We start from the raw sequence: 23,174 nt of genomic DNA on the forward strand, positions 1-23,174 counted from the left end.
GTTGAGGAACATAAAATGGGCGGTATTAGCATTTGGCAATTACTCATCATCGCTGTCATCGTTGTCTTATTATTTGGTACAAATAAACTGCGCACATTGGGCTCAGATTTAGGTGCATCAGTAAAAGGCTTTAAAAAAGCGATTGGTGACGAAGCTGCAGATAAAGACACCAACAACGCTGAAAAAACAAATAACGACGCAGATTTTGATACTAAAAATTTAGCGCAGAAGACTTCAACAGAAGAGAAGTCTACAACTGAGAGCAAAAACAAAGAGCAGGTGTAAACCGTGTTTGACATTGGTTTTAGTCAGCTGCTATTGGTCATGGTGATTGGTCTTGTTTTTCTGGGGCCAGAACGTTTGCCCGTAGCAGTAAAAACAATTGCTGGCTGGGTAAGAGCGCTACGCTCTTTGGCTGCGAATGTACAAAATGAGCTAACTCAAGAACTGAAGCTTCAAGAACTCCAAGAGAGTTTGAAGAAAGTTGAAGAGAAAGCAAATTTACAAACGCTATCGCCAGAGTTAAAAGCGTCTATGGATGAGTTAAAAGAGGCTGCACAGTCTTTAAAGCAGACTTATCAAGCACCTTCAACGCCAGACTCAACAACAGAGCAGTCTGTAAAAACCGACTCTACGGAACCTTCACCTTCTGATCTTGCTGCGCTTGCTGAAGCTGATGAAGTTAATGATGATGCTAACAGCCATAAACCTGTTGTGGCAGAAAGTGTTACAAAAACAGAAGTTCCTGTTACTAAAACAGTAACGATAGAGAAAAAAATAACTGATCAGGTTAATGGTGAGCATTAAAACATGGCAGTAAATGATACCCAACCGCTGATCAGCCATTTAATAGAACTACGCAAGCGTTTAATGTATAGCTTGGTTTCTGTTTTAGTGGTTTTTTTAGGGCTGGTTTATTTTTCTAACGATATCTATCAATTAGTCTCGGCTCCATTACTCGATAAGTTGCCACAAGGGTCAAATATGAGTGCGACAGATGTTGCCTCTACTTTTTTGACTCCGATTAAATTGACAATCATGGTATCCGTTTTTGCTTCTGTACCTGTTATCCTTTATCAGGTATGGGCTTTTATCGCACCAGCATTGTATAAACATGAACGCCGCCTGATGTTGCCGTTACTTGTTTCAAGTACGGTATTATTCTATCTCGGCATGGCGTTTGCTTATTTTGTTGTGTTCCCTCTTGCATTTGGCTTCTTTGTTAATACAACCCCAGAAGGGGTTAACTTTATTCCAGATATCAGTAAATATCTCAGCTTCGTGATGACGCTATTTATGGCGTTTGGTGCGGCATTTGAAGTACCTATTGCGATTATCTTACTGTGCTGGAGTGGTGTAACAACTCCAGAAGCATTAAAGAAAAAACGTCCTTATATTCTTGTGGGTGCTTTTGTCGTTGGTATGGTATTGACGCCACCAGATGTTTTCTCTCAAACCTTATTAGCAATACCTATGTACTTACTGTTTGAAATCGGTGTCATGGTATCACGTTTTTATGTGGGTAACGGTCGAAGAAAAACCCCTGAAGAAGAAGCTGAGGAAGCAGAGGCGGAAGCTGAAACAGAACAGCAAAAATAGTTTTAGGAACAAGTTTCCTGAAATCATATGATATTAGCCCAGCAATAGCTGGGTTAATTTTTTTAGGGAGACTCTTTTTTAAATTCTTTATTACTCACTGATTTTTTCACTTCACTATTTAATATGTTTAAAAGCAAAATTGAGCGAGCCTCACCATCAGGCTCTTGATATATAGCTTGGATCCCTTGAAAAATACCCTCTGTAATTAATACGCTATCTCCACTATGAGGTACATTTTCTTCGCTATAAGTGAGTGATGAAAGTTGGGGTATTTGTAATGTATCAATCACATCTTGGGGAACGGTGACAGGATATTGCCCAAAGCGAACAAATGAGCTCACTCCACGTGTTGAGTTAATGGTCGTGGTATGGATCACTTCAGGATCAAACTCGATAAAAAGGTAATTAGGAAAAAGAGGCTCGGTTACTGCTGTGCGTTTTCCTCTTACTATTTTTTCTATGGTAACCATCGGTGTGAAACAGCCCACTTGCTGACGTTCTAAGTGTTCGATAGCGCGAGGAATTTGTCCTCGCTTACAATACAGCAAGTGCCATTTTTTCATAATAGAGACAATAAGTTAGTTAATTTTAATTTAAGTGATAATAGCAAATTTATAATTAAGGTAACAGTTATCTATTGGGTTTAAATAAAAATAGCCTAACGCAATTTTATACCGGAAAAAAAACAGAAAAGCTGTGTTCATACGCAATAAAAGAGGTCGTTTTTGTTACTTTCAGTTGGATCTCAGATAGAGGTAACAAGTTGACAAAAAAGTGATGGTAAAAACAAGAAAAAGCTTTCAAGATAATTATCTTAGAATTCTATTCATAATTATAAAGAGGTTCTGTAATGGAAGTTTTTTTATTAAGTAACGGAAAAATTGCCGGGGATCCACGATGGTTAAGTTATGCGAAAGATAATATCGATAGCATGATCAAAAAACGTGGTATTCGTTCTGCTGTATTAATTGCCTATGCTGTTATTCGTTCTGATCATGACCAACGTGCTCGTGATTTATCAGAAGTGTTAGGTATTGAAGTGACTTGTATTGAGCATTTCGATTCAGAAGTTGATGCAATCAATAATGCGGAATGCATTTTAGTTAGCGGTGGTAATACTTGGTTATTAAACCAAATGTTGCATGAAAAAGGATTAGTTGTTCCTATTCAACGTGCTGTCCGTGAACGTAATATTCCTTATATTGGTTGGAGCGCAGGTTGTAACGTTGCAACTCCGACAATTCGTACAACTAATGATATGCCAGTACGTTCCTCTGTTATTATGCCATCGCTCGGCTTATTCCCTGTTCAAATTAACCCACATTACATTGATGCATCTATTAGTGGTCATATGGGTGAGACACGCGATGAGCGTATTGCCGAATTTTGTGCTATTAACCCTGAAGAGATTGTTGTGGCTATCCGTGAAGGAAGTTACTTATATATTCAAGGCGAAGAATTACATTATTACAGCGCTAAAAATGAAGGTTTTAAAATCTTCCAACATGGAAAAACTTTTCCTGAACAGTTTGATACTAAATTACTTTCAGAATGGGTTCCATTCCGTTGTTTATAAGTATAGTAAACGCTATCAAATAAAAAGCATTGCATTTTAGTGAGTTATGCGTTTAGCTTATAGCGTCTCAAAGAGGGCATTGCCCTCTTTTCTTTCACTCACTGGCTCGTAAGATTATGATGAAATACCGCGATTTAAGAGATTTCCTTTCATTATTAGAAGAAAAGGGTGAATTAAAACGTATCACCTTTGAAATAGATCCCTACCTTGAAATGACCGAAATAGCGGACAGAACTTTACGTGCCGGTGGGCCAGCGCTGTTGTTTGAAAATCCCAAAGGGTTTGATATGCCAGTGCTTTGTAACTTATTCGGTACACCAGAGCGTGTGGCAATGGGAATGGGACAAGATGATGTTAAAGCTTTGCATGAAGTCGGCAAATTATTGGCATTTCTAAAAGAACCCGATCCACCGAAAGGCTTTCGTGATCTTTTTGATAAACTGCCCAAGTTTAAGCAAGTTTTAAATATGCCAACGAAGCGCTTGAGTAAAGCACCTTGTCAGGAAGTAGTTTTAACTGGTGATGATGTTGATTTAACAAAGATCCCAGTTATGCATTGTTGGCCTGAAGATGCAGCACCTTTAATTACTTGGGGATTAACGGTGACTCGTGGCCCATTTAAAGAGCGCCAAAATCTGGGTATTTATCGCCAGCAAGTGCTGGGTAAAAACAAAGTGATTATGCGTTGGTTATCGCATCGAGGTGGTGCTTTAGATTTTCAAGAATGGTGTCAAAAACATCCAGGTGAACGATTCCCTGTTTCCGTGGCATTAGGGGCAGATCCCGCTACTATTTTAGGTGCTGTAACACCAGTACCTGATACATTATCGGAATACGCTTTCGCAGGCTTATTACGCGGAAATAAATCAGAAGTTGTAAAATGCCTTTCGAATGATCTTGAAGTGCCTGCAAGTGCTGAAATTATTCTTGAAGGCTACATTGAACCGGGCGAGCTTGCGCCAGAAGGACCATATGGCGATCACACAGGATATTATAATGAAATTGATTCTTTCCCTGTGTTTACCATTACGCATTTAACGCGCCGTAAAGATGCAATTTATCACTCCACCTATACAGGGCGCCCACCTGATGAACCCGCAGTATTAGGTGTTGCACTTAATGAAGTGCTTGTTCCGATATTACAAAAACAGTTTCCTGAAATTGTAGATTTTTATTTACCTCCTGAAGGATGTTCTTACCGTTTAGCGGTTGTGACAATGAAGAAACAGTATGCGGGTCATGCTAAACGCGTAATGATGGGAGTTTGGTCTTACTTACGGCAATTTATGTACACCAAATTTGTGATTGTTTGCGATGATGATGTCAATGCAAGAGATTGGAAAGATGTGATTTGGGCAATCACAACCAGAATGGATCCTGCAAGAGATACCATTATGATGGAAAATACGCCTATTGATTATCTCGACTTCGCTTCACCTGTTTCAGGATTAGGATCAAAAATGGGTCTTGATGCAACCAACAAATGGCCGGGTGAGACAGATAGAGAATGGGGTAGACCTATTGTGATGTCTGATGAAATTAAGCAACGAGTCGATACTATTTGGGAACAGCTCGATATTCTTAAATAATAACAGAGGAACAACATGGCAATACTGAATTGTAAAGTCTCACTTGTTGAGCCGATGACAGATACGGTTTATCGGGTAAGGCTATTACCCGATGGCGAATTTGATTTTCAGGCTGGGCAATATCTTTTAGCCGTTATGGATGAACGTGATAAACGTCCTTTTTCTATTGCATCTATACCTGAAAATAAAGACTTTATTGAACTTCATATTGGTGCGTCTGAACTCAATCTTTATGCGATGGCTGTGCTTGATGTGATTTTAGAAAAACAGCAACTCACCATTGATATTCCTCATGGAAATGCATGGTTTAAAAAAGATAGTCAGCGTCCTCTACTATTAATTGCTGGAGGTACGGGATTTTCTTATACCCATTCAATTTTACTGGCAGCATTAGCTGAAAATCCACAGCGACCTATTACAATTTATTGGGGGGGAAGAGAAAGCGTTCACCTCTATGATCTCAATGAGTTACAAGAATTATCAGAGTTGCATCCTTCTTTAACCGTTGTCCCCGTGGTTGAACAACCAGATGAGACTTGGCGAGGTAGGAAAGGTACGGTATTAACCGCTATAAGCGAAGATTTCGGTGATTTATCAGAATATGATATTTACATTGCAGGGCGTTTTGAAATGGCCAAAATAGCTAGAGAGCGCTTTTGTAATGAACGTAATGCAGATAAGACTCGTTTATTTAGTGATGCATTTGAATTTATTTGATAACGTTTTACCGCGCTATTATCGATTTTGTTTTTAAAACCATAAAAAAAAACCCGCCCCTGACGGCGGGAAAATGGTTTCTAACCATGCAATCGAAAAGAATACTTACCTAACGATAAGAACGTGGATATACAAAATATCGCATTAAACACGTTCTATAATCGTTGCAATACCTTGCCCTAATCCAATGCACATTGTGGCTAAGCCAAACTGTGCATCTTTACGTTCCATAATATTGAGTAACGAGGTTGTTATACGTGAACCGGAGCAGCCTAAAGGGTGTCCTAAGGCAATTGCACCACCGTTTAAATTAATCTTGTCATCTAGGCTCTCTAGTAGATTCATTTTCTTCATACAAGCTAATGATTGTGCTGCAAAAGCTTCATTGAGTTCAAAAATATCAATATCACTGAGTGCTAATCCTGCTTTTTTCAATGCAATTTCTGTGGCAGGAACAGGACCATAACCCATAATTGCGGGATCACATCCTGTAACAGCCATAGCACGAATAACAGCTCGAGGTTTTAAATTGTGCTCTTTAGCATAACGTTCACTGGTAATAAACATCGCTGATGCACCATCCGAAACTGCGGATGAATTTCCGGCTGTTACAGAGCCTGTTGCGGGATCAAATACAGGTTTCAGTTGTGCTAAATCATCAAGACTTGGGTTATAACGTATAACTTCATCATTTCTGACATTGATGAAATTACCCGCTGCATCATGACCATTGATAGCCACTATCTCATTATCAAAATAGCCTTGTTGTGTCGCAAGAGCCGATAAATGGTGAGAACGATAAGCAAATTTATCTTGCTCTTCACGTGAAATTTGGAATGATTTAGCTAACATTTCTGCCGTTAAACCCATGGAAAATGAGGCTTTAGCAACAGAAAGATTAAGTGATGGATTAAAATCTGCATTATAAGTCATTGGCACATGACCCATATGTTCAACACCACCAATTAATGCCACTTGGCTATCACCAAGCATAATTTGGCGAGCGCCATCATGTAATGCTTGCATTGATGAACCACATAAGCGATTAACCGTGACCGCCGGCACTTTATGAGGAAGTTCGGCTAATAATGCAGCGTTACGTGCAATATTGAAACCTTGTTCTAAGGTTTGCTGTACGCAACCCCAAATCACATCGCCAATATCATTAGGATTAATATTAGGATTACGTTTTAGTAGTGCTTGCATCAGATGAGCAGAGAGATTTTCTGCTCTAACATGGCGAAAAGCACCACCTTTAGAGCGTCCCATAGGAGTACGAATACCATCAATTATGACAACCTTTTCCATTTCATCTCTCCTTAAGCGAGTTCTCTGATGTTAACATCTACTTTTGTGGGTTTTGGATAATAGGTTTCGTTGTGTTGCGCTTTTTGTTTTAAGCTTTCAGGGATTTGATAAAGTGGCCCTAATGACGCATATTGTTGTGCATCTGCAACAAATTTCGCTGTTCCAATAGTATCGAGGTAACGGAATACACCACCACGGAAAGGAGGGAAGCCTAAGCCATATACTAGTGCGATATCAGCTTCGGCCGGTGAAGCAATGATACCTTCATCTAGACAACGAATAACTTCATTGATCATTGGGATCATCATGCGAGCAATAATCGCGTCTTGACTAAACTCTTGTGCTTTACCCACATTTTGTTGAATGAGTGTTTGAATTTGTTCATCAACGGATTTCTGTTTTTTACCTCTTTTATCAACCGTGTAATTATAGAAACCATGATTATTCTTTTGCCCATATCGCTGTTGTTCATATAACAGTGCAATAGTATCTCGTTCAATTGTTCCCATTCTGTCAGGGAAGCCTTGAGCCATAACAGCTTGAGCATGATTAGCAGTATCAATACCCACAACATCAAGTAAATAAGCTGGACCCATTGGCCAACCAAATACTTTTTCCATCACTTTATCAACAGCAATAAAATCAGCACCGTCTCTTAGCAATAGAGAGAATCCTGCAAAATAAGGAAAGAGGACTCGATTTACAAAGAAGCCAGGGCAATCATTAACAATAATAGGTGTTTTGCCCATTTTGCTTGCATAACTAACAATACGGTTAATGGTCTCTTCACTGGTTTTTTCGCCTTTAATAATTTCCACTAAAGGCATGCGATGGACAGGATTAAAAAAATGCATACCACAGAAATTTTCTGGGCGTTTTAAGGATCTTGCGAGCAATGAGATAGGTATCGTTGAGGTATTGGAAGCAAGGATTGCGTTATCTGCTAATAATGCTTCTGTTTCTGCAAGTACAGCTGCTTTTACTTTTGGATTTTCAACAACGGCTTCAACCACAATATCTACATCGCTGACAGAGGCATAATTTAGTGTTGGTTGAATAGAGGCGAGTGTTTTGGCCATATCAACAGCGGTCATGCGACCTTTTTCTTGGCGTTTTTGTAATAGGCTTAGCGCTTCATTCATACCCAGTTCAAGGGATTTTTGGTTAATATCTTTCATAATAACCGGAATACCTTTTAAGGCTGATTGATAGGAAATTCCACCGCCCATAATGCCCGCACCTAATACTGCTGCTTGTTTAGGTAATTCTGCATTCCGTTTTTTTGTGATATTTTTGACATACTGATCATTGAGAAAAATACCAACTAAGGCTTTAGCAACATCAGTGCGCGTGAGTTTGACAAAATTTTCAGTTTCAAGAGCGAGTGCTTCATCTCTATTTAGGAAGGCTGCTTTTTCGATAGTTTTTACTGCGGTGATCGGAGCTGGATAATGAGGGCCAGCTACTTTCATCACCATGCCTTTAGCCACACCAAAAGACATCTTATGTTCAAGTTCTGTCAATCTTAATGGCGTTGTTTTCGGATAACGTGCGGCCTTCCAATCAATCTTACCGTCAATCGCTTGCTCTATTAGAGAAAGTGCACTCTCTTTTAATTTTTCCAGTGGCACAATAGCTTGGATCAACCCATTTTGAAGTGCAGTTTGAGCATCAACATCTTTACCCGCAGTAATAATTTCTAATGCATTATCGACACCAATTAAACGAGGAAGACGTACTGAACCTCCAAAACCGGGCATGATCCCAAGTTTGGTTTCTGGGAGACCAATACGTAAATCAGGGGATGCAATTCGGAAATCGGTTGCAAGTACACATTCGCAGCCGCCACCAAGTGCATAACCATTGATAGCAGAGATGGTGGGAACGGGTAAATCTTCGAGTCGACTAAAGATCTGATTAGAAAAGTGTAGCCACTGAGTCAATTCTTCTTCAGGGGCATCAAATAGGGATAGAAACTCAGTGATGTCAGCACCGACAATAAAGGCAGGTTTTTCAGAACGTAAAATAACACCTTTTAGATCTTGTGTTGCCTCTAATACGGTTAAAGCTTCGCTTAGCATCGCAACTGTTTTGGTATCTAATTTATTAATAGAGCCTTTGGCGTTAAAAACGAGTTCAACAATACCTTGTTTCACCCAATCGACTTGAATATTTTCGCTTTGATAGAGCATTTGTATTCTCCCTAAAAGTATAGACTGGTATGACCAGATAATAAGAGTGTGAATACAATGTTAAATAAATGCAAATAATTGATTAAAAAACTGCAGGAGGGATCACAGTGAAATTATTTAACTCATTGAATTTTATATTGTTGCTCTATTTGATAAAAATAAGTGAAATAAATCGCTAATAATCTATTTTTGTTATGGTGTTAGCCACTAAAAGAGTTGGCGTGTTAAGCTGAATCATTAACAATGAATAAGATAAGGTAATTAATAATGGAAAAATTGCTCTCTCTGTACCAAGAACATATCAAAACTCTACAAAATCGTACTCGTGATGCTTTATCCAGACACCATCTTGATTCCGTATTAATTCATTCTGGTGAGCCTATTCGTATTTTTCTTGATGACAGTGATTATCCTTTTAAAGTTAACGCACACTTTAAAGCATGGGTACCTGTGACTGATGTACCTCATTGCTGGTTATTAGTCGATGGTGTTAATAAACCAAAATTATGGTTTTATTCTCCAGTTGATTATTGGCATAGTGTTGAAGCCCTACCAAATAGCTATTGGACGCATGAAATTGAATTAATTCATCTCAAAAATGTTGATGATATTCAAAAAGAACTTACTCCTTATATTAATAAGAATACTGCTTATATTGGCCCAAATTCGCAACGAGCGGGATCATTAGGTGTGAGTATTGATAATATTAATAATCAATCTCTTCTTAATTATTATCATTACTATCGTGCCTATAAAACAGGTTATGAATTAGCCTGTATGCGTGAAGCGCAGAAAATGGCAGTGAATGGACATATTGCTGCACGCGAAGCTTTCCAAGCGGGATTAAGTGAATTTGATATTAATATGGCGTACTTAATGGCAACAGGTCATCGTGATACCGATGTACCTTATGGGAATATTGTTGCATTAAATGAGCATGCGGCTGTGTTGCATTACACAAAATTAGATCATGAATCACCAGATGAATATCGTAGTTTCCTTATTGATGCTGGCGCAGAATATAATGGTTATGCTGCTGATATAACTCGTACTTATAGTGCAAAAGAAAATCATGAATTTACATCTTTAGTTAAAGATATGAATGATGCACAACAAGCGTTGATCGCAACGATGAAAGCGGGTGTGCGTTACACGGAATATCATGTTCAAATGCATCAACGTATTGCTGGATTACTCAACAAATACGGTATTGTGAAAGGTGTTAGTGAAGAAGAGATGGTGAGTGCTGGCTTAACGACACCATTTTTGCCTCATGGTTTAGGACATGCTTTAGGTCTGCAAGTTCATGATGCCGCTGGGTTTATGCAAGATGATAAAGGAACTCATTTAGCAGCTCCTGCTATGTATCCATTCTTACGTTGTACCCGTATTGTTGAACCAGGCATGGTATTAACAATTGAACCTGGATTTTACTTTATCGATTCTTTATTAGAGCCTTGGAAAGAAGGAAAATACAGCACTCATTTTAATTGGAAGCAAATTGAACACTTCAAACCCTTTGGTGGCATTCGTATTGAAGATAATATTATTATCCACGATAACAAAATTGAAAATATGACTAGAGACTTACACTTAGCCTGATGAAAGCGTATTTGATCCCCGCTGAAACTGTAGAGTTCAGTGAAGAAATAAAGAAAAGCCGTTTTATTACATTTATTGCTCACACTGAGGGTATTGATGCAGCTAAAGCTTATATTCAATCTATCAAAGAGCAATTTCCTGATGCCCGACATCACTGTTGGGCTTTTGTTGCTGGTAGGCCAGATGATTCGCAACAATTAGGATTTTCTGATGATGGTGAACCAACAGGTACTGCGGGAAAACCTATTCTAGCTCCCCTCTTAGGAAGTGGAATGGGGGAAGTAACCGCAGTGGTTGTTCGGTATTTTGGCGGGATCAAATTAGGAACAGGCGGGTTGGTTCGTGCTTATGGTAGTGGTGTTCAGCAGGCATTAAAAATATTATCTACAAAGACAAAAGTGCCACAATTGCGCTTTAATGTGGAGTGTGAATATTCACTTGTTTCATTACTTGAACAAGTCGTTGAACAATATCAAGGGCAAGTGCTCTCAAGTGAATATACTGATAAAGTTACATTTACCCTTTCATTGCCAGCTGTACATAGTGGTGAAGTGGAAATTAAACTACGCGATATGAGTCGTGGCAGTATGCAATTAATCCCATTAGATAAAAATGAATAATCTTTGCTACCAAGGAAATCGCTAAATGCATTTTCGTTCAATAACCCGTATTGTCGGACTGCTCGTTATCTTATTTTCTGTCACGATGATCATTCCTGGTATTGTTGCATTAATATACCGAGATGGTGCCGGACGAGCATTTAGCCAAACATTTATTGTCGCATTAATCATTGGGTTAATGTTGTGGATCCCCAACCGACATAAGAAAAGTGAGCTAAAGCCTAAAGAGGGCTTTCTTATTGTGGTTTTATTTTGGACTGTATTGGGCAGTGTAGGGGCATTACCTTTTATTTTTTCTGAGCAACCACACCTTTCTATTACAGATGCATTTTTTGAATCTTTTTCTGGGCTTACTACGACAGGGGCTACAACCTTAGTAGGGCTAGATTCCTTACCTAAAGCTATTTTGTTTTATCGACAAATGCTTCAATGGTTAGGGGGAATGGGGATCATTGTATTAGCTGTCGCTATTCTTCCTCTTTTAGGTGTTGGGGGAATGCAGCTCTATCGTGCAGAAATGCCGGGGCCATTGAAAGATAATAAAATGCGACCTCGAATTGCAGAAACAGCAAAAGCACTGTGGCTTATTTATGTCTTGCTTACAATCATTTGTGCTTTAGCGTTATGGGTTGCCGGCATGGATGTGTTTGATGCTATTTCTCATAGCTTTTCAACTATTGCAATTGGTGGGTTTTCTACTCACGATGCCAGTATTGGTTATTTTAATAGCCCAACCATTAACATCATTATTGGTGTATTCCTTTTAATTTCCGGTTGTAACTTTGGCTTACACTTTGCTGTATTAACAGGAAGAAGCCTTAATATTTATTGGCGTGATCCTGAATTTCGTATGTTTATCTCAATTCAATTGGGATTAGTCATTATCTGTAGCGGTATTCTTTGGCTTTATTCTGTATATGATTCAGGATGGATAACCATAAACCAGGCCTTTTTCCAAGTTGTCTCTATGGCGACAACTGCTGGTTTTGCAACAGACAGTTTTGCACAATGGCCAGCGTTTCTACCTCTTCTATTATTATGCTCTGCTTTTATTGGTGGGTGTGCAGGATCAACGGGTGGGGGATTGAAAGTCATTCGTATCTTGCTTTTATTCCTACAAGGGAATCGTGAATTAAAACGTCTTGTTCACCCGAATGCAGTTTATACCATCAAACTTGGCCATCGAGCATTACCCGAACGTATTATTGAAGCCGTCTGGGGATTTTTCTCCGCTTATGCTTTGGTATTTATTATTAGCTTAATGTTGTTGATCGCAACGGGGGTTGATGAGTTCTCTGCATTCTCTGCTATTGCAACAACATTAAATAATCTTGGGCCTGGACTAGGTATTGTTGCTGATAACTTTACGACAATGAATCCGGCTGCAAAATGGATACTCGTCGTAACAATGTTATTTGGACGACTAGAAGTTTTCACATTATTAGTGTTATTTACCCCAACGTTTTGGCGTGATTAATCTAATACAAGGAGTGATGTATGAGCGCGCTATTGTTGTATTGTAGTACTGATGGTCAAACTAAAAAAATAATGACACAAATCGCGAATGAATTAAGACAACACGGCTATGAATGTGATGTAAGAGATTTAACCTCTGTTCAGCAGAGTTTAAATTTATCTGCTTATAATAAAGTCTTAGTGGGTGCTTCTATTCGTTATGGTTACTTTAATAAAGCTCTCGATAAATTTATCACTCGTCATCTTGCACAATTGAATAGTATGCCTACCGCATTCTTTGGCGTTAATCTTACTGCCAGAAAAGAGGAAAAGAATACACCTGAGACGAATGCTTATATGCGTAAGTTTCTAGATAAGACCCCATGGAAGCCAACGTTAACGGGTGTATTTGCTGGTGCACTTTTTTATCCTCGCTATAAATGGATTGATAGAGTCATGATCCAGCTAATTATGAAGATGACTAAAGGTGAAACTGATCCTACAAAAGAAATTGAATATACGGATTGGAATAAAGTAAGCGAATTTGCCTCTCATTTTGCCAAAATTGAGTGATATTCCACCTTGGTTGTTGGGTTTTTATACGTCTTGTTGGTGTTTTGAACGAACGGAAAATTATTTTAAAAAAACACTTGCGCTAATCCGAGATCTCCCTATAATGCGCATCCACTGACCGACGATGAGCTGACAACAGCCACGAAGGACAGCGAAGAGAAAAGAAAAAAGTTTGAAAAAACTCTTGACTCTTCAGAGGAATAACGTAATATACGCCTCCTCGCAACAACGCAGAAGACCGGAAACGGCAGCGAATGTTGCACTGCTCTTTAACAAATTATCAGACAATCTGTGTGGGCACTCGCAGAGACGATATCTTCTAAAATATTAGATGTATCAAGTCTTGAAGAGTGAACAACAAAAGTAAATTCATTTATGAATAGCTAAGTTTTCGATTTCTTTGAGCATCAAACACTTTTAATTGAAGAGTTTGATCATGGCTCAGATTGAACGCTGGCGGCAGGCCTAACACATGCAAGTCGAGCGGTAACAGGAGAAAGCTTGCTTTCTTGCTGACGAGCGGCGGACGGGTGAGTAATGTATGGGGATCTGCCCGATAGAGGGGGATAACTACTGGAAACGGTGGCTAATACCGCATGACGTCTACGGACCAAAGCAGGGGCTCTTCGGACCTTGCGCTATCGGATGAACCCATATGGGATTAGCTAGTAGGTGAGGTAATGGCTCACCTAGGCGACGATCTCTAGCTGGTCTGAGAGGATGATCAGCCACACTGGGACTGAGACACGGCCCAGACTCCTACGGGAGGCAGCAGTGGGGAATATTGCACAATGGGCGCAAGCCTGATGCAGCCATGCCGCGTGTATGAAGAAGGCCTTAGGGTTGTAAAGTACTTTCAGCGGGGAGGAAGGTGATAAAGTTAATACCTTTGTCAATTGACGTTACCCGCAGAAGAAGCACCGGCTAACTCCGTGCCAGCAGCCGCGGTAATACGGAGGGTGCAAGCGTTAATCGGAATTACTGGGCGTAAAGCGCACGCAGGCGGTCAATTAAGTCAGATGTGAAAGCCCCGAGCTTAACTTGGGAATTGCATCTGAAACTGGTTGGCTAGAGTCTTGTAGAGGGGGGTAGAATTCCATGTGTAGCGGTGAAATGCGTAGAGATGTGGAGGAATACCGGTGGCGAAGGCGGCCCCCTGGACAAAGACTGACGCTCAGGTGCGAAAGCGTGGGGAGCAAACAGGATTAGATACCCTGGTAGTCCACGCTGTAAACGATGTCGATTTAGAGGTTGTGGTCTTGAACCGTGGCTTCTGGAGCTAACGCGTTAAATCGACCGCCTGGGGAGTACGGCCGCAAGGTTAAAACTCAAATGAATTGACGGGGGCCCGCACAAGCGGTGGAGCATGTGGTTTAATTCGATGCAACGCGAAGAACCTTACCTACTCTTGACATCCAGAGAATCCTTTAGAGATAGAGGAGTGCCTTCGGGAACTCTGAGACAGGTGCTGCATGGCTGTCGTCAGCTCGTGTTGTGAAATGTTGGGTTAAGTCCCGCAACGAGCGCAACCCTTATCCTTTGTTGCCAGCGCGTGATGGCGGGAACTCAAAGGAGACTGCCGGTGATAAACCGGAGGAAGGTGGGGATGACGTCAAGTCATCATGGCCCTTACGAGTAGGGCTACACACGTGCTACAATGGCAGATACAAAGAGAAGCGACCTCGCGAGAGCAAGCGGAACTCATAAAGTCTGTCGTAGTCCGGATTGGAGTCTGCAACTCGACTCCATGAAGTCGGAATCGCTAGTAATCGTAGATCAGAATGCTACGGTGAATACGTTCCCGGGCCTTGTACACACCGCCCGTCACACCATGGGAGTGGGTTGCAAAAGAAGTAGGTAGCTTAACCTTCGGGAGGGCGCTTACCACTTTGTGATTCATGACTGGGGTGAAGTCGTAACAAGGTAACCGTAGGGGAACCTGCGGTTGGATCACCTCCTTACCTAAGAGATACGTGTTATGTGTAGTGCTCACACAGATTGTCTGATGAAGAACGAGCAAAAGCGCGTCTGCGAAGCTGACTGAAGTCCCCTTCGTCTAGAGGCCTAGGACACCGCCCTTTCACGGCGGTAACAGGGGTTCGAATCCCCTAGGGGACGCCAATTGCGCGGTATGAGTGAAAGGCGTACCACACTATGTCTGATGAAAATCAGAGAATAGTTAAGATAATTTTAGCAAGTTATTTTAACTATTATGCTCTTTAACAATCTGGAACAAGCTGAAAAATTGAAAACAAATCAATATATCACCGAGGTATATTGATGAGTCTCTCAAAATCTCAAACTTTGAATGTGTTTTTCGACATCGAAGTGGGATGAGCGAGCAATTTACAGTTCGAGGCGGCCAGCGCACAGCCAGCGCAACATACATGAGTATGTGAGCATGGCGAGCACTGCCCAACGACGAAATGTAATCTGCACAGCCATCACCACCCAGACGTCTTCAAGAAGAAACACCTTCGGGTTGTGAGGTTAAGCGAATAAGCGTACACGGTGGATGCCTAGGCAATCAGAGGCGATGAAGGACGTGCTAATCTGCGATAAGCGTCGGTAAGGTGATATGAACCGTTATAACCGACGATTTCCGAATGGGGAAACCCAATATCCAATGGATATTATCATGACGTGAATACATAGCGTCATGAAGCGAACCGGGAGAACTGAAACATCTCAGTACCCCGAGGAAAAGAAATCAACCGAGATTCCCCTAGTAGCGGCGAGCGAACGGGGAACAGCCCAGAGTCTTAATCAATAGCAGCATCAGGAGAACGGTCTGGAAAGTCCGGCAGTAAAGGGTGATAGCCCCGTATCTGAAGATGCTGTTATTGTGAACTCGACGAGTAGGGCGGGACACGTGTTATCCTGTCTGAATATGGGGGGACCATCCTCCAAGGCTAAATACTCCTGATTGACCGATAGTGAACCAGTACCGTGAGGGAAAGGCGAAAAGAACCCCGGCGAGGGGAGTGAAAAAGAACCTGAAACCGTGTACGTACAAGCAGTAGGAGCCCCATCACTCAAGTGCCTTGCACTGAGTGATTGGACAAACCACTCGAAAACAGCGAAGCGTTTACCTACAAAATGGATTGATTATTTCAAGCCGTCGCGCAGTGTACATAGAAGTACACGAGCAACGGAAGTTAAAAAATCGAGCCAGTTTGACAGTAAAAGCAAGCGGGACATTTGAGGATGGGGTGACTGCGTACCTTTTGTATAATGGGTCAGCGACTTATATTCTGTAGCAAGGTTAACCGTATAGGGGAGCCGTAGGGAAACCGAGTCTTAACTGGGCGAATGAGTTGCAGGGTATAGACCCGAAACCCGGTGATCTATCCATGGGCAGGTTGAAGGTTGGGTAACACTAACTGGAGGACCGAACCGACTAATGTTGAAAAATTAGCGGATGACTTGTGGATGGGGGTGAAAGGCCAATCAAACCGGGAGATAGCTGGTTCTCCCCGAAAGCTATTTAGGTAGCGCCTCGTGAACTCATCTTCGGGGGTAGAGCACTGTTTCGACTAGGGGGTCATCCCGACTTACCAACTCGATGCAAACTGCGAATACCGAAGAATGTTATCACGGGAGACACACGGCGGGTGCTAACGTCCGTCGTGAAGAGGGAAACAACCCAGACCGCCAGCTAAGGTCCCAAAGTCATGGTTAAGTGGGAAACGAAGTGGGAAGGCTCAGACAGCCAGGATGTTGGCTTAGAAGCAGCCATCATTTAAAGAAAGCGTAATAGCTCACTGGTCGAGTCGGCCCGCGCGGAAGATGTAACGGGGCTAAACCATGCACCGAAGCTGCGGCAGCAATACTATGTATTGTTGGGTAGGGGAGCGTTCTGTAAGCCTGCGAAGGTGTACTGTGAGGTATGCTGGAGGTATCAGAAGTGCGAATGCTGACATAAGTAACGATAATGCGGGTGAAAAACCCGCACGCCGGAAGACCAAGGGTTCCTGTCCAACGTTAATCGGGGCAGGGTGAGTCGACCCCTAAGGCGAGGCTGAAAAGCGTAGTCGATGGGAAACGGGTTAATATTCCCGTACTGGTGGTAACTGCGATGGGGGAACGGAGAAGGCTAGGTTGTCCGGGCGACGGTCGTCCCGGTTCAAGCATGTAGGCAGAGTGATTAGGCAAATCCGGTCACTTAATGCTGAGGTGTGATGACGAGCCACTAAGGTGGTGAAGCAATTGATGCCCTGCTTCCAGGAAAAGCCTCTAAGCTTCAGGTTACCAACAATCGTACCCCAAACCGACACAGGTGGTCAGGTAGAGAATACTCAGGCGCTTGAGAGAACTCGGGTGAAGGAACTAGGCAAAATGGTGCCGTAACTTCGGGAGAAGGCACGCTGGCGGTAAGTGAAGTCCCTTGCGGACGGAGCCGAAGCCAGTCGAAGATACCAGCTGGCTGCAACTGTTTATTAAAAACACAGCACTGTGCAAACACGAAAGTGGACGTATACGGTGTGACGCCTGCCCGGTGCTGGAAGGTTAATTGATGGGGTTATCCTTAGGGAGAAGCTCTTGATCGAAGCCCCAGTAAACGGCGGCCGTAACTATAACGGTCCTAAGGTAGCGAAATTCCTTGTCGGGTAAGTTCCGACCTGCACGAATGGCGTAATGATGGCCAGGCTGTCTCCACCCGAGACTCAGTGAAATTGAACTCGCTGTGAAGATGCAGTGTACCCGCGGCAAGACGGAAAGACCCCGTGAACCTTTACTATAGCTTGACACTGAACATTGAGCCTTGATGTGTAGGATAGGTGGGAGACTATGAAATGTGGACGCCAGTCTGCATGGAGTCAACCTTGAAATACCACCCTTTAACGTTTGATGTTCTAACCTAGGTCCATAATCTGGATCGGGGACCGTGTCTGGTGGGTAGTTTGACTGGGGCGGTCTCCTCCTAAAGAGTAACGGAGGAGCACGAAGGTTGGCTAAGCATGGTCGGACATCATGCGGTTAGTGCAAAGGCATAAGCCAGCTTGACTGTGAGAGTGACGGCTCGAGCAGGTACGAAAGTAGGTCTTAGTGATCCGGTGGTTCTGAATGGAAGGGCCATCGCTCAACGGATAAAAGGTACTCCGGGGATAACAGGCTGATACCGCCCAAGAGTTCATATCGACGGCGGTGTTTGGCACCTCGATGTCGGCTCATCACATCCTGGGGCTGAAGTAGGTCCCAAGGGTATGGCTGTTCGCCATTTAAAGTGGTACGCGAGCTGGGTTTAGAACGTCGTGAGACAGTTCGGTCCCTATCTGCCGTGGGCGTTGGAAGATTGAGAGGGGTTGCTCCTAGTACGAGAGGACCGGAGTGAACGCACCACTGGTGTTCGGGTTGTCATGCCAATGGCATTGCCCGGTAGCTAAGTGCGGAAGAGATAACCGCTGAAAGCATCTAAGCGGGAAACTTGCCTCGAGATGAGTCTTCCCTGTCACCTTGAGTGACCTAAAGGAACGTTTAAGACTAAGACGTTGATAGGCTGGGTGTGTAAGCGTAGCGATACGTTGAGCTAACCAGTACTAATGAACCGTGAGGCTTAACCTGACAACACCGAAGGTGTTTTGTCTGAGAGACGAAAAGTAGATGAAGTAAGCTTGTTTAAGATTGAAATTGCTGGTTATGACGAGAAATCGGAGTAACGGGTGATTAAACAGAATTTGCTTGGCGGCCATAGCGCAGCGGTCCCACCTGATCCCATGCCGAACTCAGAAGTGAAACGTTGTAGCGCCGATGGTAGTGTGGGGTCTCCCCATGTGAGAGTAGGGAACTGCCAGGCATTAAATAAGACGAGAAAGCCAACCCAATGGGTTGGCTTTTTTGCGTTTAGAGTTTTTAAATCGTTTTTAAATCGAATAATAATGAAAAATCACGCTATCGCTATTTAGATGCCCCAATATAGGGCATTTTATTATTAATTGAATAATTAACAAAAATTATGACGAGAAAAAGCAGCTAGCACAGTCCTTTCTGAAATTTCCAAATAGTCTTCCATTGCCATCGCCGCTTCTTGCGCTTTGCCATCCATTAACAGCATTAAAATCTGTTCATTTTTCTCAATATAAGGTGCATGTAGCAATTGAGGATCATTTAATAAGCCGAATGCTAAGCGTAATTCAGCTAAAATAAGCTGGTATTGCTTAAATAATCTGGGACTATCAGAAAGCTCAGCGATAGCGGTATGAAAATGCATGTTACAGGTTCCGACACCACTCCAATCTTGTTGTTCTTGAAACTTTTTTGCTTGATCGACACTATCTTGCATTCTAATAATGGCAGGGTGCATAGGATAAGAATGTCGCAGAGCATCACATTCAATTAATCGTCTTACACGATAAATATCCATGATACTTGCCATATCTGGCACTGAAACAAAAACACCACGATTAGGTTTATAAGTTAACAGCCCTTCTTGAGTTAATACACGAAAAACCTCTCTCAAGGTATTACGAGATATCTCTAGCGTTTCACTTAATGCGGTTTCTGAAAGTCTTTCACCAGGAGGTAATTCTCCGATAGTGATTTTTTGCCGAATAATATTGGCAACTTTTTGAGAAAGAATTTGTGGCGATGTTTTTTTCTGCATTATCTTCTGCTATTAGCTTAATAGAAACATCTATTCTATCAGTGAGCTTTACAATATATAACCTCTATTGTCGCTGTATGTTGCACTTATCACTCTCTACAATATTGCTTTCAGTTTGTTTTTATTAAAAAAATTGATTTTTTCTTTATTAATTTTTAATACTCAAATTTATTTTTCTTCATTTATATGCACTATTTTTGTGCATCTTATCTTTTTATGCTTCATTCCCGTGCATTTTTGATACGAATAAATTACCTACAATTGTCAATAAAATGTTAAAAATGCGATCTTCTTTGCACTTTTATCATCCTATATTTAAATCTATTTGCTTATTTATTCATCTATTATTATTAATTGTTCAACAATCTAATATCAGCTGATTAACAATCAGATATTCATGCTCAACAATGGCATGCAAATTGCCTTAGTAATAATAATTAAAATAATGATGATAAAGGGGGTAGCTTATGGCTACACAAGATTCTGCAAATACAGCTCCAACTTCGTTTATAAAAAGTAGACGTTCTTCTTTGATTGCCGCTATTTTTTTAATGGCAACCTCAGCAATTGGTCCTGGTTTTATTACACAAACTGCAACCTTTACGGCGACAATGGGTGCCGCATTTGCGTTTGGGATCTTAGCGTCGATTGTGATTGATTTTATTGTGCAACAAAGTATTTGGCGAGTGATCACGGTAACCAATATGCGCGCTTCGGATATTGCCAACAAAGCTATCCCGGGAAGTGGCTATTTGCTGGCGATATTAGTTATCTTCGGTGGTTTAGTTTTTAACGTTGGTAATATTGCAGGTGCAGGATTAGGGCTTAATGCGATGGTTGGGCTAGATCCTAAATGGGGTGGGATCTTAAGTGCATTACTTGCGATCTATATTTTCTCTTCACGCAAAGCCAGTAACTTTATTGATCGTATGATTATTATTCTTGGTATGGTCATGATCTTACTCACTGTTTTTGTTATGTTTGCTTCTAATCCACCGATTGGTGAAGCATTAAGACAAACGGTTTTACCTGACTCTATTAATTTTGCCACAATTACCACAATTGTGGGTGGAACAGTAGGGGGTTATATCTGTTATGCAGGTGCTCATCGCCTTCTTGATAAGGGAACGACGGGTATTGAGAATATTGAAGCCGTATCGAGCGCTGCAACAAAAGGTATCTTAGTTGTTGGATTGATGCGCTACATTTTATTCCTTGCCATTTTAGGTGTTGTAGCTAGTGGTGTAACATTAGATATTTCTAGCCATGCTGCAAACCCTGCTTCACAAGCATTTCAACATGCTGCGGGTTTAACTGGGTTACGTATCTTTGGTCTTATCTTATGGGCAGCCGCTCTTACTAGTGTTATTGGTGCTGCTTATACCTCTATGTCATTTATCACTGTGTTTAAAAAAGGGATCACTGAGCGCCAGCGTAATATCGCAACCATTATCTTTATTGCTGTTTCATTAGCTATTTATATGATGATGGGAACAGCGCCCGCTGCTTTATTAGTCTTTGCCGGTGGTTTTAATGGTCTAATTTTACCTATTGGTATGACACTGTTTATTTTTGTTGCATGGCGTCGTCAAGACTTAATGAATGGCTATAAATACCCAGCATGGCTGTTATGGTCAGGCATTTTAGTCTGTGTACTGACTTGGTATATGGGCATCATGTCAGTAGGTGCGATTTTCAACTACCTCAATATTGCTTAAAGGAATAATAACAATGATAAATGCCATCGATTTAAACAGTGATTTAGGTGAAAGCTTCGGTCAATGGACAATGGGCAATGATGATGCGGTACTTGAAATAGTCAGTAGTGCCAATATTGCCTGTGGTTTTCATGCTGGCTCTCCTGATGGAATTTTAAGAACATTAAAAGCGGCAAAACTGCATAATGTCTCGATTGGAGCTCATGTTGCCTATCCTGATTTAGTGGGTTTTGGTCGTCGTAATATGGACATTGCCAGTGATGAATTAACCGCTGATGTGATTTATCAAATTGGTGCTTTGCAAGGGTTAGCTAAAGCAGTAGGTTTGAGCGTGACTTATGTTAAGCCTCATGGTGCACTCTATAACACAATTGCACATGATAAACGCCAAGCGCTTGCGGTTATTGAGGCGATACTTGCTGTAGATCCTCAATTGGTATTAGTTGCTTTAGCAGGATCACCCTTGATTACTTTTGCTAAAGAAAAAGGGCTTCGTGTAATAGCCGAAGCCTTTGCAGACAGAGCTTATCACGCTGATGGCACTCTGGTTTCTCGTAAAAAAGAGGGCGCAGTTTTATATGATCCGGAACGTGTTGCACAACGTATGTTACAACTTGTACAAGAAGGTGGTATTGAGTCTATAGAAGGTATTTTTACTGCTATAGATGCAGATTCTATTTGTGTTCATGGTGATAGTCCTGATGCAGTCAATTTAGCCAAAAGTGTAAAAAAAACTTTAATAAATCATGGCGTTGTAATTAAACCATTTGCGCCTGCTTTACTGAAAAGTGAGGGGTAAATATGACAAATTTAATGAAAGCAGCTGCTGATGCAATTGCCAAAGCACAAGAGGCTCGATTAGCAATTCGTCATGGTTTAGCTATGCCAACAGCAGGTATGGCAAAAGGAATGACACAAGCAAATATGATTAGTTTGCCTCGTGATTGGGCATTCGACTTCTTACTTTATGCACAACGTAATCCTAAAAGTTGTCCTATCTTAGATGTTTGCGAATCAGGTAGTTATCGTACTGTTTTAGCGAAAGACGCCGATCTGCGTACCGACATTCCTCTTTATCGTGTTTGGGAAAATGGCAAATTAACGGATGAAATTACAGATGCTAGAGCCATATGGGCACAACACCCTGATCTCGTGACATTTCTTATTGGTTGTAGTTTCACTTTTGAAACGCCGATGTTAGAAGCGGGTATTGAAATCCGACACATCACGGATAACTGCAATGTTCCGATGTATAAAACCAATCGCTTATGTCGTCCAGCAGGGCGATTAGAAGGCGAGTTAGTTGTCTCAATGCGTCCTATTCCTTCTGATAGAATTGCTGATGCTGTAATGATCAGTGGTCGCTTTCCTTCGGTACATGGTGCTCCCGTGCATATTGGTTCACCTGAAGCTCTGGGTATTAAAGATATTATGTCGCCAGATTTTGGTTCACCAGTGAGAATTGAAGACGGTGAGATCCCCGTGTTTTGGGCTTGTGGTGTGACCCCACAAGCGGCGGTGATGCGCTCAGGTGTTCCTTTTGCACTTAGCCATGCTCCAGGGCATATGTTTATTACCGATGTGCCCGATGCAGCTTATCACGTATAAGGGAGGAAGATAC

At 41.6% G+C, this 23,174-nt stretch carries 17 protein-coding genes, 1 tRNA gene and 3 rRNA genes; 17 read left to right on the forward strand and 4 right to left on the reverse strand.

The features are described 5' to 3' along the window. The first annotated feature begins 15 nt into the window (after positions 1-15). The 3 genes from tatA to tatC are packed head-to-tail and all read left to right on the forward strand — an operon-like array spanning position 16 to position 1,599. Entirely contained in the window at positions 16-285 is a 270-nt protein-coding gene (gene tatA, locus LG402_RS02110) for a twin-arginine translocase TatA/TatE family subunit (RefSeq protein ID WP_006535549.1), read from the forward strand. 3 nt (positions 286-288) lie between these two features. After that, positions 289-807 (forward strand): Sec-independent protein translocase protein TatB, encoded by a 519-nt coding sequence (tatB, locus tag LG402_RS02115; RefSeq protein WP_166539237.1) that lies wholly within the window; start codon positions 289-291, stop codon positions 805-807. A 3-nt stretch (positions 808-810) separates the two neighbouring features. Then, a complete protein-coding gene (gene tatC / locus LG402_RS02120) occupies positions 811-1,599 on the forward strand; it encodes a Sec-independent protein translocase subunit TatC (RefSeq protein WP_109408600.1) in 789 nt (262 codons plus the stop codon). A gap of 62 nt (positions 1,600-1,661) precedes the next feature. On the opposite strand, the gene rfaH is transcribed toward tatC, so the two are convergent. Continuing rightward, complete coding sequence (rfaH, locus tag LG402_RS02125; protein WP_109408601.1) at positions 1,662-2,162, reverse strand: transcription/translation regulatory transformer protein RfaH; 501 nt, start codon at positions 2,160-2,162, stop codon at positions 1,662-1,664. A 287-nt stretch (positions 2,163-2,449) separates the two neighbouring features. Here rfaH and pepE point away from each other — a divergent pair, with 287 nt between their 5' ends. The 3 genes from pepE to fre all read left to right on the forward strand — a co-directional run bounded on the left by pepE (position 2,450) and on the right by fre (position 5,481). Then, complete coding sequence (gene pepE, locus LG402_RS02130) at positions 2,450-3,175, forward strand: dipeptidase PepE (RefSeq protein WP_023583493.1); 726 nt, start codon at positions 2,450-2,452, stop codon at positions 3,173-3,175. Positions 3,176-3,294: 119 nt separating this feature from the next. Then, positions 3,295-4,764 (forward strand): 4-hydroxy-3-polyprenylbenzoate decarboxylase, encoded by a 1,470-nt coding sequence (ubiD, locus tag LG402_RS02135; RefSeq protein WP_166539243.1) that lies wholly within the window; start codon positions 3,295-3,297, stop codon positions 4,762-4,764. A 15-nt stretch (positions 4,765-4,779) separates the two neighbouring features. Further along, entirely contained in the window at positions 4,780-5,481 is a 702-nt protein-coding gene (gene fre / locus LG402_RS02140; RefSeq protein ID WP_210812965.1) for an NAD(P)H-flavin reductase, read from the forward strand. Positions 5,482-5,625: 144 nt separating this feature from the next. Here the strand turns inward: fre and fadA are convergent, their stop codons facing one another. After that, the gene (gene fadA / locus LG402_RS02145) at positions 5,626-6,789 is read right to left on the reverse strand and encodes an acetyl-CoA C-acyltransferase FadA (RefSeq protein WP_166539234.1); all 1,164 of its coding nucleotides are present in this window, start codon (positions 6,787-6,789) and stop codon (positions 5,626-5,628) included. Between the two features lie 11 nt (positions 6,790-6,800). Beyond that, positions 6,801-8,981, reverse strand: a complete 2,181-nt coding sequence (gene fadB, locus LG402_RS02150) for a fatty acid oxidation complex subunit alpha FadB (protein WP_227336349.1) — start codon at positions 8,979-8,981, stop codon at positions 6,801-6,803. Positions 8,982-9,248: 267 nt separating this feature from the next. Here fadB and pepQ point away from each other — a divergent pair, with 267 nt between their 5' ends. From pepQ to rrf, 8 genes are all read left to right on the forward strand, one after another. After that, positions 9,249-10,583: a Xaa-Pro dipeptidase gene (gene pepQ, locus LG402_RS02155; RefSeq protein ID WP_109408606.1), complete on the forward strand. Its 1,335-nt coding sequence runs from the start codon at positions 9,249-9,251 to the stop codon at positions 10,581-10,583. Continuing rightward, on the forward strand, positions 10,583-11,203 hold the full coding sequence (locus LG402_RS02160) for an IMPACT family protein (RefSeq protein WP_109408607.1): 621 nt from the start codon (positions 10,583-10,585) through the stop codon (positions 11,201-11,203). Before pepQ ends, LG402_RS02160 begins: the two co-directional genes overlap by 1 nt. A 25-nt stretch (positions 11,204-11,228) precedes the next feature. After that, entirely contained in the window at positions 11,229-12,680 is a 1,452-nt protein-coding gene (gene trkH / locus LG402_RS02165) for a Trk system potassium transporter TrkH (protein ID WP_166539232.1), read from the forward strand. Positions 12,681-12,700: 20 nt separating this feature from the next. Further along, on the forward strand, positions 12,701-13,231 hold the full coding sequence (gene hemG / locus LG402_RS02170; protein ID WP_109408608.1) for a menaquinone-dependent protoporphyrinogen IX dehydrogenase: 531 nt from the start codon (positions 12,701-12,703) through the stop codon (positions 13,229-13,231). Positions 13,232-13,649: 418 nt separating this feature from the next. Continuing rightward, positions 13,650-15,192: ribosomal RNA gene (locus LG402_RS02175) — 16S ribosomal RNA — on the forward strand. Positions 15,193-15,276: 84 nt separating this feature from the next. Further along, positions 15,277-15,352, forward strand: a tRNA-Glu gene (locus tag LG402_RS02180). A gap of 367 nt (positions 15,353-15,719) precedes the next feature. Further along, a 23S ribosomal RNA gene (locus LG402_RS02185) occupies positions 15,720-18,796 on the forward strand. A gap of 116 nt (positions 18,797-18,912) precedes the next feature. Then, positions 18,913-19,028 (forward strand): 5S ribosomal RNA (gene rrf / locus LG402_RS02190). Together the 16S, 23S and 5S rRNA genes with 1 tRNA gene alongside form the textbook arrangement of a ribosomal RNA operon. A gap of 147 nt (positions 19,029-19,175) precedes the next feature. Here the strand turns inward: rrf and LG402_RS02195 are convergent. Next, positions 19,176-19,835: a GntR family transcriptional regulator gene (locus tag LG402_RS02195; protein WP_166539708.1), complete on the reverse strand. Its 660-nt coding sequence runs from the start codon at positions 19,833-19,835 to the stop codon at positions 19,176-19,178. 467 nt (positions 19,836-20,302) lie between these two features. On the opposite strand from LG402_RS02195, the gene LG402_RS02200 reads away from it, so the two are divergent. From LG402_RS02200 to LG402_RS02210, 3 genes are read left to right on the forward strand one after another with little or no spacing between them, the layout of a single operon-like run. Then, positions 20,303-21,553 carry an NRAMP family divalent metal transporter gene (locus LG402_RS02200; RefSeq protein ID WP_166539709.1) on the forward strand — a complete coding sequence of 417 codons (1,251 nt, stop codon included), beginning with the start codon at positions 20,303-20,305 and terminating at the stop codon, positions 21,551-21,553. A 13-nt stretch (positions 21,554-21,566) separates the two neighbouring features. Then, entirely contained in the window at positions 21,567-22,352 is a 786-nt protein-coding gene (locus LG402_RS02205) for a LamB/YcsF family protein (protein ID WP_227336350.1), read from the forward strand. A 2-nt stretch (positions 22,353-22,354) separates the two neighbouring features. Then, positions 22,355-23,161 carry a putative hydro-lyase gene (locus LG402_RS02210; protein WP_166539711.1) on the forward strand — a complete coding sequence of 269 codons (807 nt, stop codon included), beginning with the start codon at positions 22,355-22,357 and terminating at the stop codon, positions 23,159-23,161. The last annotated feature ends 13 nt before the right edge of the window (positions 23,162-23,174 follow it).

It is taken from the genome of Proteus sp. NMG38-2 (genome assembly GCF_020640995.1).
Classification (GTDB): Bacteria; Pseudomonadota; Gammaproteobacteria; order Enterobacterales; family Enterobacteriaceae; genus Proteus.

Coding starts and splice junctions, on each gene's coding strand:
- rfaH (WP_109408601.1), bottom strand. CDS start 2,162: ATGAAAAAATGGCACTTGCTGTATTGTAAGCGAGGACAAATTCCTCGC.
- fadB (WP_227336349.1), bottom strand. CDS start 8,981: ATGCTCTATCAAAGCGAAAATATTCAAGTCGATTGGGTGAAACAAGGT.
- tatC (WP_109408600.1), top strand. CDS start 811: ATGGCAGTAAATGATACCCAACCGCTGATCAGCCATTTAATAGAACTA.
- ubiD (WP_166539243.1), top strand. CDS start 3,295: ATGAAATACCGCGATTTAAGAGATTTCCTTTCATTATTAGAAGAAAAG.
- LG402_RS02205 (WP_227336350.1), top strand. CDS start 21,567: ATGATAAATGCCATCGATTTAAACAGTGATTTAGGTGAAAGCTTCGGT.
- pepE (WP_023583493.1), top strand. CDS start 2,450: ATGGAAGTTTTTTTATTAAGTAACGGAAAAATTGCCGGGGATCCACGA.
- pepQ (WP_109408606.1), top strand. CDS start 9,249: ATGGAAAAATTGCTCTCTCTGTACCAAGAACATATCAAAACTCTACAA.
- trkH (WP_166539232.1), top strand. CDS start 11,229: ATGCATTTTCGTTCAATAACCCGTATTGTCGGACTGCTCGTTATCTTA.
- fre (WP_210812965.1), top strand. CDS start 4,780: ATGGCAATACTGAATTGTAAAGTCTCACTTGTTGAGCCGATGACAGAT.
- hemG (WP_109408608.1), top strand. CDS start 12,701: ATGAGCGCGCTATTGTTGTATTGTAGTACTGATGGTCAAACTAAAAAA.
- LG402_RS02210 (WP_166539711.1), top strand. CDS start 22,355: ATGACAAATTTAATGAAAGCAGCTGCTGATGCAATTGCCAAAGCACAA.
- LG402_RS02200 (WP_166539709.1), top strand. CDS start 20,303: ATGGCTACACAAGATTCTGCAAATACAGCTCCAACTTCGTTTATAAAA.
- LG402_RS02160 (WP_109408607.1), top strand. CDS start 10,583: ATGAAAGCGTATTTGATCCCCGCTGAAACTGTAGAGTTCAGTGAAGAA.
- LG402_RS02195 (WP_166539708.1), bottom strand. CDS start 19,835: ATGCAGAAAAAAACATCGCCACAAATTCTTTCTCAAAAAGTTGCCAAT.
- fadA (WP_166539234.1), bottom strand. CDS start 6,789: ATGGAAAAGGTTGTCATAATTGATGGTATTCGTACTCCTATGGGACGC.
- tatA (WP_006535549.1), top strand. CDS start 16: ATGGGCGGTATTAGCATTTGGCAATTACTCATCATCGCTGTCATCGTT.